A 16,270-nucleotide genomic window follows, 5' to 3' on the forward strand; every position below is an offset into this window, starting at 1 on the left:
CTCTCAGTGGGCGACGGCGGCGGCGCCGTGCTCGTCGATCAGGGCCCCGGTGGTGAACCGGTCGAGCCCGTAGGGGGCGTTGAGCGGGTGTGGTGCGCCGGTGGCGATAGTGTGGGCGAAGGTGTAGCCGGCTGCCGGGGTGGCCTTGAAGCCACCGGTGCCCCAGCCGCAGGTGACGAAGAGGTTCTCCAGCGGAGCCGGGCCGATCACCGGGGACGCGTCCGGAGTGACGTCGACGACGCCGCCCCAGGTGCGCAGCACGTGGGCCCGGGCGAAGACCGGGAACAGCTCGACGGCGGCGGCCATCTGGTGCTCGATGACGTGGAAGGATCCGCGCTGCCCGTACCCGGTGTACTGGTCCACGCCCGCGCCCATCACCAGTTCGCCCTTGTGTGCCTGGGAGACGTAGACGTGCACGTGGTTGGACATCACCACGGTCGGGTGGACCGGCTCGTGCAGTTCGGAGACGAGCGCTTGCAAAGGGTGGGACTGGATCGGCAGCCGGAAGCCTGCCATCTCGGCCAGGACGCTGCTGTGTCCCGCGGCCGCGAGCCCGATCCGGCCGGCGTTGATGCGTCCGCGATCGGTCTCGACGCCCACGACGCGATCGCCGTCCTTGACGAACCCGGTCACCTCGCAGCCCTGGATGAGATCGACGCCCATCTGGTCGCAGCGGCGGGCCAGCGCCCAGGCGACATGGTCGTGCTTGGCGATACCGGCACGCGGCTGGTACGTCGCGCCGAGGACCGGATAGCGGGTGTCGGAGGAGACGTTGAGGATGGGGCAGACCTTGGCGACCTCTTCCGGCTCCAGCCACTGGGAGTCGACGCCGTTGAGCCAGTTGGCGTTGACCCTGCGCCTGCTCTCGCGGACGTCCTGAAGGGTGTGCGCGAGGTTGAGCACTCCTCGCTGGCTGAAGAGGAAGTCGTAGTCGAGCTCCTCCGGCCAGGTCTCCCACAGTTTCAGGGCCTTCTCGTAGAGGGCTGCGCTCTCGTCCCACAGGTAGTTGGAGCGGATGATGGTGGTGTTGCGGGCCATGTTCCCGCCGGCCAGCCACCCCTTCTCCAGGACGGCGATATTGGTGATGCCGTGTTCCTTGGCGAGGTAGTAGGCGGTGGTCAGGCCGTGCCCGCCGCCCCCGACGATGACGACGTCGTAGCTGTGCTTCGGGTCCGGGTTCCGCCAGAGGAAGTCCGGGTGTTCGGGGAGCCGGGCAGCCGGGTTCGCCTCAGGCGCTGTCATGCCGTCTCCTTCGTCAGCTGGGGGTAGAGGGGGAACGCTTCGGCGAGTTTGGTGACCCGGTCGCGGAGCAGTGCGGCCTCGGCCTCGTCCAGTTCCTCGGCGGTCAGCGTCCGCGCGATGATGTCGGCGACTTCCCGGAACTCGCCGACACCGAAGCCGCGGGTGGCCAGCGCGGGTGTGCCGATGCGCAGGCCGGAGGAGACCATCGGGGGCCGGGGGTCGAAGGGCACCGCGTTGCGGTTGACGGTGATGCCGATGCTGTGCAGCCGGTCCTCGGCCTGCTGCCCGTCCAGGCGTGAGTTGCGCAGGTCGACCAGGACGAGGTGGACATCGGTGCCGCCGGTCAGGACGGTCGCGCCCGACTCGGAGACATCGTCGGCCAGCAGCCGGCCGGCGAGTGCTCGTGCTCCGGCGAGGGTGCGCTGCTGGCGCTCGCGGAAGTCTTCCGAAGCCGCGATCTTGAATGCCACGGCCTTCGCGGCGATGACGTGTTCCAGCGGGCCGCCCTGCTGGCCGGGGAAGACCGCCGAGTTGATCTTCTTCGCGTACTCCTTCTTGGACAGGATCACGCCACCGCGCGGACCGCCGAGGGTCTTGTGCGTGGTGGTGGTGACGACGTCCGCGTGCGGCACCGGGCTGGGGTGCAGCCCGGCGGCGACCAGGCCGGCGAAGTGCGCCATGTCGACCAGGAGGTACGCGCCGACCTCGGCTGCGATCCGGCGGAAGGCCCCGAAGTCCAGCTGCTGCGGGTATGCGGACCAGCCGGCGACGATCATCTTGGGCCGGTGGGCGAGGGCGAGCTGCTCGACCTCGTCCATATCGATCCGCATATCGGACTTGCGGACGTGGTACGGCACCACGTTGTAGAGGCGGCCCGAGAAGTTCAGGCGCATGCCGTGGGTGAGGTGCCCGCCGTGCGCGAGGTCGAGGCCGAGGATCGTGTCCCCGGGCTCCAGCAGCGCGGCCATCGCTGCGGCGTTGGCCTGCGCCCCGGAGTGCGGCTGGACGTTGGCCGCCTCGGCGCCGAAGAGGGCCTTTACCCGGTCGACGGCGAGCCGTTCGACGACGTCGACGTGCTCGCAGCCGCCGTAGTACCGCCGGCCCGGGTAGCCCTCCGCGTACTTGTTGGTGAGGACCGAGCCCTGGGCCTCCATCACGGCGGCCGGAGCGAAGTTCTCCGAGGCGATCATCTCCAGCGTGGACTGCTGACGACGGAGCTCGGCGCCCACTGCGGTAGCGATGTCGGGGTCGAGCTCACCGAGGGAGGCAGCGAGCGGGGGCGTGATCGAGGAGTTCGCGGACAACTGGGCACCATCCTCAAGCCGACTAAAGGACGACTGATATATTAGCTGTGCAGTAAACTATGAGCGTTCCTGAGCCACGTCAAGGGAGTGTGGGGCAGTACGTGTTGACGATGTCCGAGAACGAGGAGCTGTCGCTTGCCGAGCGCGCGTACCGCGCCATCCGGGACAGCCTTGTCATGCTCGATATCCGGCCGGGAGAGCCGATCAACGAGGACCGCCTGGCGCAGGACCTCGGTGTCGGACGCACGCCGGTACGTGAAGCGCTCAAGCGGTTGCAGTACGAGCGACTCATCGCGACCTACCCCCGGCGCGGCACCTTCGCCACCGAGGTCAACATCACCGACCTCGCCCACATCTCCGAGGTGCGCCTGCGGCTGGAGCCGATGGCAGCCGCCCAGGCCGCACGGCGCGCCACCGACCAGGACCGGGTGGCCCTGACGGAGCTGCTGCAGGAACTGGAGAAGGTTCGCTCCGGCCGCTACCAGGCCGATGAGCTGATGCGGCTGGACCTGCAGGTGCACCGCGCGATCTACGCAGCCACGCACAATCCGTATCTGGAGGACACTCTCGTCCGTCACGACAACCTGGCCACGCGCATCTGGTGCCTCTTCCTCGACCGGCTGCCAGGCGGCGTGATCGGTCATGTCGAGGAACACCGGCCGCTGCTGCGGGCCATCATCGACGGTCAGCCCGACCAGGCGGACGAACTCGCCAGCCGCCACGTCGAAGGTTTCGAGAAGGCAGTGCGCGCCGCCATCTGAGACGGCCGCGAGCGAGCCCGGCCGCGGCTCGGCCCCACTCGTGCGGGCCCGTCGTGCCGTGCCGGGCGGCGCCGCCCGGCACGGCGAGAGGGCCTGCCGGCCGTTCGCCCTCCTCGTGGGGGCAGGACGGCCGGCACGCAGGCCGTGGCGGATCAGGTGTTGGCTTCTTCCTTGGCCAGCCTGTCCTGGAGCCAGGTGTGGAATGCGCCGATGTGGTGTTCGCTGGGGACGAGGACACCGCCTGCTGCGTAGGCCCGTGAGGACATGCCGGGCTGTGTGCGTTCGCAGGCGTCGAAGTCCTGTTGATTGACGCGGTGGAAGAGCTCCACGGAGTGCTCTACGTCCTTTCCGCTCTCCACGACGTCGGGGAGGTAGAGCCAATCGCATTCCACGATGGTGCGGTCGTGCGCCATGGGGTACATGCGGTGGAAGATCACGTGGTCGGGTACAAGGTTGATGAAGACCTGGGGGCGGACGGTGATGGCGTAGTAGCGGCGGTCCTGGTCCTCGGTGACCGTGGGGATCCGGTCCAGCCCTTCGGAGCCGTCGATGGTGAAGCCCTTGGCCTCTTCGGAGAACTCGGCTCCGTGGCCGACGTAGTACTGGGCCGCGAGGCCATCGGCGAACTCCGGTAGGACTTCGGTGAGTTCGGGGTGGATGGTGGCGCAGTGGTAGCACTCCATGAAGTTCTCGATGATCAGCTTCCAGTTGGCCTTGACGTCGTAGGTGATCCTGCGGCCCACCCGGAGCTGTTCGATGCCGTAGTGGTCGATCGCTTCCGCGTCCCCGAGGCGGTCGGTCACGGCGCCGATGACGTCGTCCTCGAAGGAGGGCGGTTCATCGGCGAGGCACACCCATACGTGGCCGAGCCATTCCCGGACATGGACGTTGATCAGGCCGTAGGCGGTGCGGTCGATGTCGGGCATCGAGGTCAGATTCGGGGCAGCGACGAGTTTGCCGTCCAGCCCGTAGGTCCAGGCGTGGTACGGGCACTGGAAGCTGCGCCTGACCTCCCCGGATTCCTGGGTGCACAGCTGTGCTCCGCGGTGTCGGCAGATGTTGAGGAAGGCGCGGACGGAGCCGTCGCGTGCCCGGGTGACGAGTACGCTCTCCCGGCCGACCTCGATGGTGCGGAAGCGGCCTGGCTTGTCCAGTTCGTCGGTGCGGACGCCGCAGAACCACATGCGTTCGAAGAGGTGCTGCTGCTCCCGGGCGAAGTACGCGGGGTCTGTGTAGTGATCGCCGGACAGCGTGGGGATCAGGCTGGGAGGAAGATCGGTGGAGGTCATCGTGCCAGCTTTCGTCAAGTCGTCAGACGCACACGGCGGTGGCGGGCAAAGGTGAGGGATGATCTGCGGTGCCGTCGGTGGGGGTCATCGACCGGATGGCGTTACGCGTACGAAGCGGTACCGGGGAGTGCCCCGGGCGGGGACTGCGCGGACTTCGTGTGACAACTGTCGGGCTCCTTAGCGGGCGGGAGCTGTGTTCTCGCCGGAAGCAGTGCGGGACAGAAGTGGCGTCTCGTCCATCCGCGTGGTGCTGGGCCGAGTGGAGCGAGATGCACGGAGAAGTACCGCTTCGCAACGGCACGCTGCGAAGCGGTCGTACGGGCCGCTTGAGCTGATGACGCAGGCCGCGGGCACGGCCAGGAACGCGGATGCGCTCCCGGGCGCGGAAGGCGCTCGGTGTTCTGTATCGCGCATCATGTTGCGTCTTGAGAGACGGTGCGACAGGGGTGAGTCGGCTGTCAAGAGAATCCGGGGAGCCCGGGGTGTTTCCCGGGATGTGGACACTGCGCCCGCAGCGGCCGCCCCACGGCTTGGAAGCGAGCCCTTGCCGCGTCCTCCCCTCGCGGGCAGGCGATCGGCCGTGACAGCCGTGCGGCGGGAGGTGACGGCCTCTCGCGACGCGTCGGCACTCCTGGTCCATTGCGACTTGACAACGCCCGGAGCCCCCCGGGATTCTGTTGCGCGATACGAAAGCGATTGCGTATTACGGAACAGAGTGCTTTCGGTGTCCCAACTCCCAATGACGCGCCCCTTGTGCCCCCATGGCTTTCCGGCCCCTGTCCCGTCGGGCAGCCGACTGCCGCCGCTCCGCCTTTCCTCTTCCCCTGTCGGGCAACCGAACCCGGAGGTTTCCATGATCACGGTGTGTCGACTCGAGGACCTGCCCCCCGGTGAATCCGTGCGCATCACGGAAGGGGTGCCGGCTCCTGTCGCGGTGTTCAACGCCGACGGCACGCTGTACGCGATCGACGACACCTGCACCCACCAGGACGCCTCGCTCTCCGACGGGTTTCTGGAGGGCTGCTTCGTCGAGTGCCCGCTGCACGAAGCCTTCTTCGATCTGCGTACCGGGCGCCCCACATGTCCGCCGGCCAAGAGGCCCGTGCGCACGTATGAGGTCTCCGTGGTTGACGGCTCCATCCAGCTGCACGTCAGCGTGGTGGAACCGGTGTGAGGAACCGCACCGCCGGGTGCCTCGCCGGCAGGGCCGGAGCACGGTGGCACAGCCGGTAGGGCGGGAGGACAGCTACGGCGACGCGTCGCAGCTGTACGCGCGGCGGATGAGGTCCGTCGGTGACACGAGTGTGCCGGTCCCGGTCGACGGGGTCGGCACACTCATATGCCTGCCACCCGCGGTCCGTTCCCCTCGTTCCCGGTGGCGTGCATCCGGCCTCGGTGCTGCCGTGCACGGCAGCACCGAGGGGTGTGAGGGGCGCGGTGCGCGGGCCCGCGTCCGCACCGCTCAGCGGCGGATGCGAGTCATCTCAGGGTCGACCAGAGGCTCGGCGGTGACGGTGGCGCGTATTGTGCGGTCGAAGTACTGGATGTCGACCGCGGTCCCGACCGTGGCCTCGGCGGGCAGCCAGGCGTAGGCGATCGGCTTGCCGATCGTGTGGCCGAATGCGGCGGATGTGACGTACCCGGCCGCCCGGCCGTCGAGGAACACCGGTTCGTGGCCCAGTACGACACTGCGGCCGTCGTCGATGGTCAGACAGGTCAGACGGCGGGTGACGGTGTCGTTTCCGAGGCCGGTGAGCGCGTCCCGGCCGATGAACTCGCCCTTCTGCGGGCGTACGGCGAACGCGACACCGGCCTCGTAGGGGTTGTGCTCGGTGGTCATGTCCGACCCCCAGGCGCGGTACCCCTTCTCCAGCCGCAGGCTGTTGAACGCGGCACGCCCGGCGGCGACCACCCCCAGTTCGCGGCCGGCCTCCCACAGCACGTCCCACAGCTTCTGGCCGTACTCGGCACTGGTGTAGATCTCCCAGCCGAGTTCGCCCACGTAGGACAGACGCATCGCGGTGACCGGGACGCCCGCGATATGTGCGGGCATGCAGCGGAAGAACTTCAGGCTCTCGTGGGAGAAGTCCTCATGGCTCAGCGGCTGGACCAGGTCACGGGCCAGCGGGCCCCACACTCCCACGCAGCAGGTGCCGCCGGTGATGTCACGGATCTGGACGCTGTGGTCGCTCGGGGCCTGGCGGCGGAAGTAGTCCAGATCGAGATTGCCGTTGGCGCCGACCTGGAACAGGTCCCGAGCGAGGCGGGCGACGGTGAGGTCACTGCGGATGCCGCCGGCGTCATCCAGCGCGAGGGTGTAGGTGACCGCCCCCACGGACTTGTCCATCTTGCCGGTGGTCAGCCGTTCCAGGAATGCCACCGCACCGGGGCCGCTCACTTCGATGCGCTTGAGTGGCGTCATGTCGTACATCGCGACCGCGGTGCGGGTCTTCCACGCCTCCACGGCGGCGATCGGCGAGTGGTACATGGCTGACCAGTCGTCCCGGGCCGGCGGCTGCCACTCGGGTGGCAGCTCCTTGAGGAGAGGTGCGTTGGCCTCGTACCAGTGCGGGCGCTCCCAGCCGTGGGCCTCGAGGAAGAACGCTCCCAGCTCCTTCTGCCGCGCGTGGAACGGGCTCACGCGCAGGTCGCGCGGAGAGTCCTTGGGCTGCAGCGGGTGCCGCACGTCGTAGACCTCCACGAAGTTCTGCTTCGAGGTCTCGTTGACGTGGTGCTCGGTGGTCTCGATCTCGTCGAAGCGGTGCACGTTGCAGCCGTGCAGCTCGATCTCGCTGCGCCCGTCGACGAGCAACTGGGCGACCGAGCGGGCCACCCCCGCGGAGTGCGTCACCCAGACCGCCTCGGCGATCCAGAAGCCGGACACGTCGGGGGACTCGCCGATCAGCGGACCCCCGTCGGGGGTGAAGGACATGACCCCGTTGAAACCGGCCTCGACCTTGGCCTGCCGCAGGGAGGGAAGGAGCAGTCGGCTCTGCTCCCAGGACGGGGCGAAGTCCTCCTCCGTGAACGGCAGCTTCGAGGGCATGGTCCTTTCGGTGGTGCCGTTCCCGTCCTCGGGCAGGGCGGAGACGTGCACCGGCATCGGCCGGTGCGCGTAACTGCCGATCCCCACACAGTCGTTGTGCTCCCGGTAGTACAGGTCCTGGTCCTGATGGCGCAGGATCGGGAGTCCGGCCTCGACCCGGTCGTCGTTGCGGCCGACGAGTTCGGCCACCTGTCCGGTGCGCACGTACTGGTGAGCCAGCGGTAGCAGCGGAACCCGCATGCCGACCATGTCGCCCACGACCTGGCCCCAGAACCCGGCGCACGACACGACGATGTCGGCGGGGACCTCTCCGCTGTCGGTCCGCACGCCGGTGACCCGGCCCCCGCTGTGGCTGATCCCCGTAACACGGGTCGAGCCGTGGAACTCCGCTCCGCGGGACTCGGCACGGCGGGCGAGCACGGCGACCGCACGGGAGGCCTTGGCCAGCCCGTCGGTCGGAGTGTGGAAGCCGCCCAGGACCTGGTCGGGGTCGAGGAGCGGGTGCAGCCGGGCACACTCCTCCGGCCCGACGACCTCACCCGGGACACCCCAGGAGGCAGCCCAGCCCTGCTTGCGGTGCAGGTCGGCGAGCCGCTCCGGGGTCGTGGCGACTTCCAGGCCCCCGACCTGGTTGAAGCACCACGAGTCGCCGCTGCCGAGACTCAGCAGCTTCTCGACGGTATAGGCGGCGAACTCTGTCATCGTCTTGGACGCAGCGGTCTGGTAGACCAGCCCAGGCGCGTGCGAGGTCGAACCACCGGTCAGCGGCAACGGTCCCTGATCGAGGACGGTGACGCGGTTCCAACCGCGTGCGGTCAGCTCGTCGGCCAGGTTCGCCCCGACGATTCCGGCTCCGATGATCACGACGCGTGGCGTGGTACTCATTGCTGCTCTCTCCTAAAGGAACGGGACTCGCTACCGCGGTGGGGACGTCAGGACGGTCGGTGCGCGGGCCGAACGACGCGGCGCGCCCGGGAAGGTACGGAGCAGGCGGACAGCCGCCGGCAGCCTCGGTCCGCTACGGGATGCTGGCCATCTCCGCGGCGAGGGTGGTGTCCGGGCCGTGCCCGGTGTGCACCACCGTGTCGCCGGGCAAGCGGAACAGCTTCTCCTGGATGGACTCCACGAGCACGCTGTGGTCGCTGAACGAGCGTCCGGTGGCTCCGGGGCCGCCGTTGAACAGCGTGTCCCCGCTGAAGAGCACACCCAGCTCCTCGGCGTAGAAGCACACCGCGCCCGGCGCGTGGCCCGGGGTGTGCAGAACTTCGAGCGAGGCGCCGGCGACCTTGAGGATCGCTCCGTCCGTGAGGTTGGTGTCCCACGCGCTGCCGGGATGCGTCAGCTCCCACACAGGGCGGTCGTCGGGGTGCAGCAGGATCGGCGCCCCGGTGCGGGCCGCCAGCTGCGGTGCCACTCTGACGTGGTCGTCGTGGGCGTGGGTGCACAGGATGGCCTTCACCCGGCGGCCGTCGACGACATCGAGGATGCGGTCCACGTCGTGAGGGGCGTCGAGGACCACGCACTCATGGTCGTCGCCGAGTATCCAGACGTTGTTGTCGACCTGGTGGGTCTCCCCGTCCAGGGAGAACGTCCCGGAGGTGACGGTGTGGTCGATGCGTACCTGCTCGGCGGGGCTCACAGGGCCACCACCGAGCGGAGCACGTCGCCGTGGTGCATCCGGTCGAACGCTTCCTCGACGTCGTCGAGGCCGATCTTCTCGGAGACGAAGGCGTCGAGGTCGAGTCGGCCCTGCTGGTACAGGTCGATGAGCATCGGGAAATCCCGGGAGGGCAGGCAGTCGCCGTACCAGCTGGACTTGAGGGATCCGCCGCGGCCGAACACGTCGATCAGCGGGATGTCGGGCAGCTTCATGTCAGGGGTGGGGACGCCGACGAGGACGAGGGTGCCGGCGAGATCGCGGGCGTAGAAGGCCTGCTGGTAGGTCTCCGGCCTGCCGACCGCGTCGATGACGACGTCGGCGCCGTGTCCGCCGGTCAGTTCCCGGATGGCCTCGACGGGATCCTGCCGCGTGCTGTTCACGGTGTCGGTGGCGCCCAGCCCCTCGGCCCACCGCAGCTTGCGGTCGTCGATGTCGACAGCGATGATCCGGGACGCTCCGGCGAGTCGGGAGCCGACGACCGACGCGCAGCCGACGCCGCCGCAGCCGATCACCGCGACGCTCTTTCCGCGTCCCACCTGGCCGGTGTTGAGGGCGGCGCCGAGCCCTGCCATCATCCCGCACCCCAGCAGGCCGGCGGCGGCCGGCGAGGCGGCCGGGTCGACCTTGGTGCACTGGCCGGCGTGGACGAGCGTCTTCTCGGCGAAGGCGCCGATGCCGAGGGCGGGCGTCAGTTCCGTGCCGTCGGTGAGGGTCATCTGCTGTATCGCGTTGTGCGTGTTGAAGCAGTACCACTGTTCGCCGCGTTCGCACGCACGGCACTGGCCGCACACGGCGCGCCAGTTGAGGATGACGAAGTCACCCGGGGCCACGGAATCGACGCCTTCACCGACGGACTCCACGATGCCGGCGGCCTCGTGGCCCAGGAGGAACGGGAATGCGTCGTTGATGCCGCCCTGGCGGTAGTGGAGATCGGTGTGGCAGACACCGCACGCCTGGATCGTCACGACCGCCTCGCCGGGGCCGGGGTCGGGGACGAGGATGGTCTCTACGGAGACCGGGGCGTCCTTGCTCATCGCAACGACTGCGCGGACCTCTTGCATGTCGGTACTCCTGTACTCAGTGATCTTCGGTGCGGGGTGCCGGCCGCGCCCCGGCGAGCCGGTGCCGACCGTGCTGCGGGGTGGTGCTGAACGCACCCGGGGGAAGAGCCGGGAAGGTGTCTCCGGTGGTGAAGTACGTCGCCACCAGCAGACGAAGTTCGAACTGAAAGACAAGAAGACAGAGATTGCTGCGCAACTGATATATCAAGCGGGCCAACGCTAATCCCGGCGCTCTCACAGCGTCAAGAGGTGGCTGTCATGGCAACTCGTCAATGATCCCGGGCGACACGATGTGGCCGCGGAGACAGTGGCTACCCTCGAAGCGCCCGTCTCCGCGGCCTTCACGCCACGCCCGGCACGGGTGCGGACCGTGTCGTATCGGTGCGGCGTGAGCTCCCGGAACTTCAGGCCGGAGGGGTCTCGCCGGCCTGACGCTCCGCCGCCTCGACGATGTTCTTCAAGAGCATGGCCCGGGTCATCGGCCCGACGCCGCCGACGGTGGGAGCGAGCTTGCCCGCCACCTCACCGACCCGAGGGTGCACGTCCCCGAGAACGCCCTCGATGGTACGAGTGATGCCGACGGACAGGACGGTCGCGCCGGGCCTGATCCAGTCGGGCCGGACAAGGTGCGCGGCACCGGCAGCCGCGACCACGACGTCGGCGGCACGTGTGTGAGCGGTGATGTCGGCGGTCGCTTCGTGGCACATGGTGACGGTGGCGTGTTCGCTGCTGCGGGTGAGCATCAGGCCGAGCGGTCGGCCCACGGTGACGCCACAGCCGATGACGCAGAAGTTCGCGCCCGTGATGGGGACGTGATGCCGGCGGAGGAGTTCGATGATCCCGCGTGGTGTGCAGGGCAGTGGTCCGGCTTTGCCCAGGACCAGCCTGCCCAGGTTGGTGGGGTGGAGTCCGTCGGCGTCCTTGGCCGGGTCGATCAGCTCCAGGACGGCGTGCATGTCCAGGTGACCGGGAAGTGGCAACTGCACGATGTAGCCCGTGCAGTCAGGGTCGGCGTTGAGGTTGAGCACGGCTGCCTCGACGTCCGCTTGGGTGGCGTCGGCGGGCAGTTCGACCTGCAACGAGGTGATGCCGACCGCAGCGCAGTCCTTGTGCTTGCCGGCGACGTACACCTGGCTGCCCGGATGGTCGCCGACGAGGATGGTGCCCAGTCCGGGTACGATGCCGCGGCTCTTCAAGTCGGCTACCCGCAGGGCGAGTTCCGCCTTGATGTCGGCCGCGGTGGCGGTACCGTCGAGCGAGACAGTGGTGGTCATGGGGCGCCGCCTCAGTTGAAGATCACAGTACGGTGGCCGTGCAGCAGGATGCGGCTCTGGCAGTGCCAGTTGACAGCCCTCGCGAGCGCCAGACGTTCGGCATCCCGTCCGACCCTGACCAGCTGCTCCGCGCTCTGCCGGTGGTCGACGCGGATGACCTCCTGCTCGATGATCGGCCCTTCGTCCAGATCCGCGGTGACGTAATGCGCGGTCGCGCCGACGAGCTTGACGCCCCGCCGGTAGGCCTGGTGGTAGGGCCTGGCACCGGCGAAGCTCGGCAGGAACGAGTGGTGAATGTTGATCGCTCTGCCTTCGAGGCGCTTGCACAGGTCCTCTCCGAGGACCTGCATGTACCGGGCCAGCACCACGAGGTCGATGTCGTGGTCCTCGACCAGGCGGAGCAACTGCTCCTCGGCCTGCGGCTTGCTGTCCGGGGTGACGGGGATGTGGTGGAAGGGCACACCGGCCTGTTCGGCCTGAGGCCCGAGGTGGGGGTGGTTGGAGACGACGAGCGCGACATCGCCCTCGAGCGTCCCGCTGCGCCAGCGGTAGAGCAGGTCGGCGAGGCAGTGGTCGAACTTCGAGACCATCACCAGGATGCGCGGTTTGGCCCCCGCGTCCTGCAGCCGCCACCGCATGGCATAGCGCTCGGCGGTGGCGGTGAACCCCGTCTGGAGTGCGGACAGGGAGGCGTCGTCGGGTGCCGAGAAGCTCGTCCGCAGGAAGACGACGCCGTGTTCGGGGTCGTCGAACTGCTGGTGTTCGGTGATGTCGCAGCCGTGCTCGACCAGATAGGCCGTCACGGCGTTGACGATGCCGGGGCGTTCCGGGCAGGTCAAGGTCAGGACGTAGTGGTTGCTCACGGTTTTCTCCTCAGCACTGAACCACGTTGAGGGCGAGGCCGCCTCGCGCGGTCTCCTTGTACTTGTCCTTCATGTCCGCGCCGGTCTCGCGCATGGTCTTGACGGCCTTGTCGAGACTGACGTGATGCCGGCCGTCGCCGTGGAGGGCCATACGCGCAGCCGTGACGGCCTTCATCGACGCGACGGCGTTGCGCTCGATGCAGGGGATCTGTACCAGACCACCCACCGGGTCGCAGGTGAGCCCGAGATTGTGTTCGATGCCGATCTCCGCGGCGTTCTCGACCTGCTCGGGGGTGCCGCCGAGGACCTCCGCCAAGCCGGCGGCGGCCATGGAGCAGGCTGAGCCGACTTCGCCCTGGCAGCCGACCTCGGCCCCCGAGATGGAGGCGTTCTCCTTGAACAGGACACCGATGGCGGCGGCGGTGAGCAGGAAGTTCACGACGCCGTCGGGGCCCGCTCCGCGGACGAAGCGCATGTAGTAGTGCAGGACCGCGGGGATGATGCCGGCGGCACCGTTGGTGGGGGCGGTGACGACGCGTCCGCCGGCGGCGTTCTCCTCGTTCACCGCGAGAGCGAACAGGGTGACCCATTCCATCGCGTGCAACGAGTCGGTCGCCGTCTCCTCCCACGCGGCGTCGAGCTTGTTCTTGAGCGCGGCGGCGCGGCGCCGCACCCGGAGCCCGCCGGGCAGGGTGCCCTCGGCCGTACAGCCGGCCTCGACGCACTCCTGCATCACGGACCAGATGCGGAGCAGCCCCGCGCGGACGTCTTCGCGGCTGCGCCACGACAGCTCGTTGGCCATCATGATGGCGCTGATGGGCAGGCCCGTCTCCCGGGAGTGGGCGAGGAGTTCCTCGCCGGTCGTGAAGGGATAGCGGACGGGGGTGTCGTCCGGCACGATCTGCGATCCGGCGGCCTCGGTCTCGTCGAGGACGAAGCCTCCGCCGATGGAGTAGTAGGTACGGTGCGACAGACGTGCACCCTCGCTGTTCCGCGCTTCGAACGTCATCCCGTTGGAGTGGAAGTCGAGCCGCTTGACGCGGTGGAGGACGACGTCGCTGTCGACGTCGAAGCCGACCGGCTGCTTGTCGAGAAGACGGAGGGTGCCGGTCTCCCGGGCCCGGGTGACGGTGGGCTCGGCGAGTGCCGGGTCGACCCGCTCCGGGACGTGCCCCTCGAGCCCGAGCAACACGGCCTTCACGCTTCCGTGCCCGTGCCCCGTGGCGCCGAGGGAACCGAAGAGTTCCACGTGTACGCGGCTCGTGCTGCCCAGGATGCCGTCCTGGTCCAGTGACAGAGCGAAGGAGTTGGCCGCCCGCATCGGCCCCACGGTGTGTGAACTGGACGGGCCGATGCCGATTTTGAACAGGTCGAAGACGCTGATGCTCATCTGTCGCCTCCGCGGTATTCGGTGCGGATGCTGGTGAGCCGTGCGGCGAGATGGTCGGCGAAGGAGGGGAGTGTCGGCAGCGTGCCGTTCCAGTTCTCGGGTGGTCCGTGGCGTACGGAAGTGTCAACCGGCACGGCGGTGTCCCTCCTTGTCGTGGAGCAGGGGATCGGTAACGGTCACTGGGCCGGTGCGGCCGTCGAGAGGGATGTGCAGGGCCTCGCCGTTCCGTTCGGTGCAGAGGGCGGACGCCGACGTGATGACTGCCTGTTAACCAAGCGAAAGCCAATTGATATATCAGAACCGTCATGCGGTACGCTAATTGCCTGTTGAGGGGACGTCAAGGCAGGGTCCGGATGAGTTCCGTTCCCCTCGTGGCGTCTGCGCCGGAGCTGATCGAGACGATCGCGCATGACGCCGGGTCAACTCCTCCGGGGCCCCGGTTTCTCGGTGCGACGCGGTGGAACCGGGGCCCGGGCGAGGTCCCGGCTCCACCGGGCGAACGCCGGTGAACTTCTTCGCCGGCGGCGGACGTTCAATGAGCGCCGGCGCCGGGAGGCAACATCAAGCGGTGCGTGTGTCGACCGGGCTGTCCTCGGTTCCGTCCGACGGACTGCCATTCGGCAGGTTCCCGTTCGGCGGCACCCTGTCCGGCGAATTCCCGTTCGGCGGGGCTCCGTTCTCCAAGCCCTCCTCGATGGCTGTGACTGCCTGGTCGACGAGCCGCGCTTCCTGCTTCTTCTGCTGACGGGCCAGGTATGCCTGGCGTTCCTGGCGGAAGGACTTCACCGTGGCGACGCACATGCCGATCATCACCAGGCTGAAGGGCAGCGCCGTGATGATCGCCGCCGTCTGCAGGGTGGTCAGTGAGGCGGTTCCGGTGCCACTGGCGACCAGCAGCGCGATGGCCAGGGCCCCCTCGGAGAAGGACCAGAACACGCGGCTCCACACCGGCGGGTTCGGGTCGCCGCCGGAGGCCAGCATGTCGACCACGAAGCTGCCGGAGTCGGAGGAGGTGACGAAGAACAGCACGATCAGCAGGATCGTCGCCCCGGCGACGAACGCGCCACCTGGCAGGGTGTCGAGCAGCTGGAACAGTGCACTGTCCGTACCGACCGTGCCGTCCTGCCCGACCAGGCCGCCGTCTCCGAACGTCTCGCGGTGCAGCGCCGAGCCGCCGAAGACGGCGAACCAGAAGAAGGTCAGCAGGGTGGGTATCAGCAGCACACCGCATACGAACTCGCGAACGGTCCGTCCGCGGGAGATGCGGGCGATGAAGACGCCGACGAACGGTGCCCAGGAAATCCACCAGCCCCAGTAGAAGACCGTCCAGCTGCTGACCCACGCGGTGCCCTCGCCGCCATGCACGGCGCCGGTGTCGAAGCTCAGCATGAGGACGTTCTGCAGGTAGGCGCCGATGTCCTGGATGAACAGATTGAGGATGAAGAGCGTCGGGCCCGCGATGAGTACGAACAGCATCAGTGCGCCGGCCAGTGTCATGTTGATGTTCGACAGCCACTTGATGCCCTTGCTGACGCCCGTGACCACGGAGACGGTGGCGAGCAGCGTGATGCCGATGATGAGGGTGACCTGCAGTGACTTGTCGGGGTTGGTGACCCACCCCTGGGACTCCAGACCCGAGGAGATCTGTATGACGCCGAAGCCGAGGGAGGTGGCCACGCCGAAGATGGTGCCGACGACGGCGATCACGTCGATGGCGTCGCCCCAGCAGCCCTTGATCCTCTTGCCGAGGATCGGCTCCAGAGCCCACCGGATCGAGACGGGTCGGCCCTTGCGGTGCACTGCGTAGGCGACGGCGAGACCGACCACGATGTAGATGGCCCACGGGTGGATTCCCCAGTGCAGGAAGGTCTGCACCATGGCGAACTCGCTCCGCTCGGCCTCGCCCTTACCGGTGCCGGGCCTGGGGGCGGTGAGATGGTTCAACGGCTCGGCGACACCCCAGAAGACCAGCCCGATGCCCATGCCTGCTGCGAACAGCATCGCCAGCCACGAGCCAAGGCCGAACTCGGGTTTCTCCTTGCCCTTGCCGAGCTTGATGTCCCCGTAGCGGCCGATGCCGACCCAGAGGGCGAAGATCACGAAGAGCGAGACGAGGGCGGTGTAGAACCAGCCAAGATCACCGACGATGCCCTCCTGCACCCTGCCGATGAGGTTCTGCGCGGACTTGCTGAGGGCTGTGGAGTACACCACGAAGACGAGGATGATGACCGCGGACGGCCAGAAGACGCGCGGTGCGATCGAAGACTTACGGGGCGGGGGCCCTGCTTCTTGTTCACAGGGAGTGTCACCTGACGATTTCGCCATGTGGGCAGCCATGCTGTGGTTCCTTCTGCTGGCGGGCTCGGGCGTGGGCGGCCGG

The 16,270-nt window shown here is 68.3% G+C and carries 13 protein-coding genes; 2 read left to right on the forward strand and 11 right to left on the reverse strand.

Annotation, left to right across the window (positions count from 1 at the left end):
• Positions 1-3 precede the first annotated feature (3 nt).
• Together KBY19_RS16850 and glyA are read right to left on the reverse strand one after the other, a co-directional pair.
• On the reverse strand, positions 4-1,242 hold the full coding sequence (locus tag KBY19_RS16850; RefSeq protein WP_099885639.1) for a sarcosine oxidase subunit beta family protein: 1,239 nt from the start codon (positions 1,240-1,242) through the stop codon (positions 4-6).
• Complete coding sequence (glyA, locus tag KBY19_RS16855) at positions 1,239-2,546, reverse strand: serine hydroxymethyltransferase (RefSeq protein ID WP_210966060.1); 1,308 nt, start codon at positions 2,544-2,546, stop codon at positions 1,239-1,241. Before glyA ends, KBY19_RS16850 begins: the two co-directional genes overlap by 4 nt.
• A 110-nt stretch (positions 2,547-2,656) precedes the next feature.
• Between glyA and KBY19_RS16860 the strand changes: the two genes are divergently transcribed.
• Positions 2,657-3,307: a GntR family transcriptional regulator gene (locus KBY19_RS16860; RefSeq protein ID WP_099885641.1), complete on the forward strand. Its 651-nt coding sequence runs from the start codon at positions 2,657-2,659 to the stop codon at positions 3,305-3,307.
• A 152-nt stretch (positions 3,308-3,459) separates the two neighbouring features.
• Here KBY19_RS16860 and KBY19_RS16865 read toward each other — a convergent pair whose 3' ends face one another.
• A complete protein-coding gene (locus KBY19_RS16865; RefSeq protein ID WP_185018828.1) occupies positions 3,460-4,596 on the reverse strand; it encodes an aromatic ring-hydroxylating dioxygenase subunit alpha in 1,137 nt (378 codons plus the stop codon).
• An 853-nt stretch (positions 4,597-5,449) separates the two neighbouring features.
• On the opposite strand from KBY19_RS16865, the gene KBY19_RS16870 reads away from it, so the two are divergent.
• Positions 5,450-5,770, forward strand: coding sequence for a bifunctional 3-phenylpropionate/cinnamic acid dioxygenase ferredoxin subunit (locus KBY19_RS16870; protein ID WP_185018830.1), 321 nt, complete (start codon positions 5,450-5,452; stop codon positions 5,768-5,770).
• A 288-nt stretch (positions 5,771-6,058) separates the two neighbouring features.
• Here KBY19_RS16870 and KBY19_RS16875 read toward each other — a convergent pair whose 3' ends face one another.
• The 8 genes from KBY19_RS16875 to KBY19_RS16910 form a co-directional block, all read right to left on the reverse strand.
• Positions 6,059-8,527, reverse strand: a complete 2,469-nt coding sequence (locus KBY19_RS16875) for an FAD-dependent oxidoreductase (protein WP_210966061.1) — start codon at positions 8,525-8,527, stop codon at positions 6,059-6,061.
• 133 nt (positions 8,528-8,660) lie between these two features.
• Positions 8,661-9,281 (reverse strand): MBL fold metallo-hydrolase, encoded by a 621-nt coding sequence (locus tag KBY19_RS16880; RefSeq protein ID WP_099885645.1) that lies wholly within the window; start codon positions 9,279-9,281, stop codon positions 8,661-8,663.
• Positions 9,278-10,363: an S-(hydroxymethyl)mycothiol dehydrogenase gene (locus KBY19_RS16885; protein ID WP_210966062.1), complete on the reverse strand. Its 1,086-nt coding sequence runs from the start codon at positions 10,361-10,363 to the stop codon at positions 9,278-9,280. The genes KBY19_RS16880 and KBY19_RS16885 overlap by 4 nt, the downstream gene beginning before the upstream one ends.
• A gap of 404 nt (positions 10,364-10,767) precedes the next feature.
• Entirely contained in the window at positions 10,768-11,637 is an 870-nt protein-coding gene (locus tag KBY19_RS16890) for a bifunctional methylenetetrahydrofolate dehydrogenase/methenyltetrahydrofolate cyclohydrolase (RefSeq protein WP_099885647.1), read from the reverse strand.
• Between the two features lie 11 nt (positions 11,638-11,648).
• A complete protein-coding gene (purU, locus tag KBY19_RS16895; RefSeq protein ID WP_210966063.1) occupies positions 11,649-12,500 on the reverse strand; it encodes a formyltetrahydrofolate deformylase in 852 nt (283 codons plus the stop codon).
• A gap of 10 nt (positions 12,501-12,510) precedes the next feature.
• Complete coding sequence (locus KBY19_RS16900) at positions 12,511-13,890, reverse strand: L-serine ammonia-lyase (RefSeq protein WP_099885649.1); 1,380 nt, start codon at positions 13,888-13,890, stop codon at positions 12,511-12,513.
• Positions 13,887-14,024, reverse strand: coding sequence for a hypothetical protein (locus KBY19_RS16905; protein ID WP_185018841.1), 138 nt, complete (start codon positions 14,022-14,024; stop codon positions 13,887-13,889). The genes KBY19_RS16900 and KBY19_RS16905 overlap by 4 nt, the downstream gene beginning before the upstream one ends.
• Positions 14,025-14,451: 427 nt before the next feature.
• Positions 14,452-16,227, reverse strand: a complete 1,776-nt coding sequence (locus KBY19_RS16910; protein WP_307843529.1) for a BCCT family transporter — start codon at positions 16,225-16,227, stop codon at positions 14,452-14,454.
• Between the last annotated feature and the right edge of the window lie 43 nt (positions 16,228-16,270).

Source organism: Streptomyces sp. B15 (assembly GCF_018070605.1).
GTDB classification, from domain to species: Bacteria; Actinomycetota; Actinomycetes; order Streptomycetales; family Streptomycetaceae; genus Streptomyces; species Streptomyces smyrnaeus.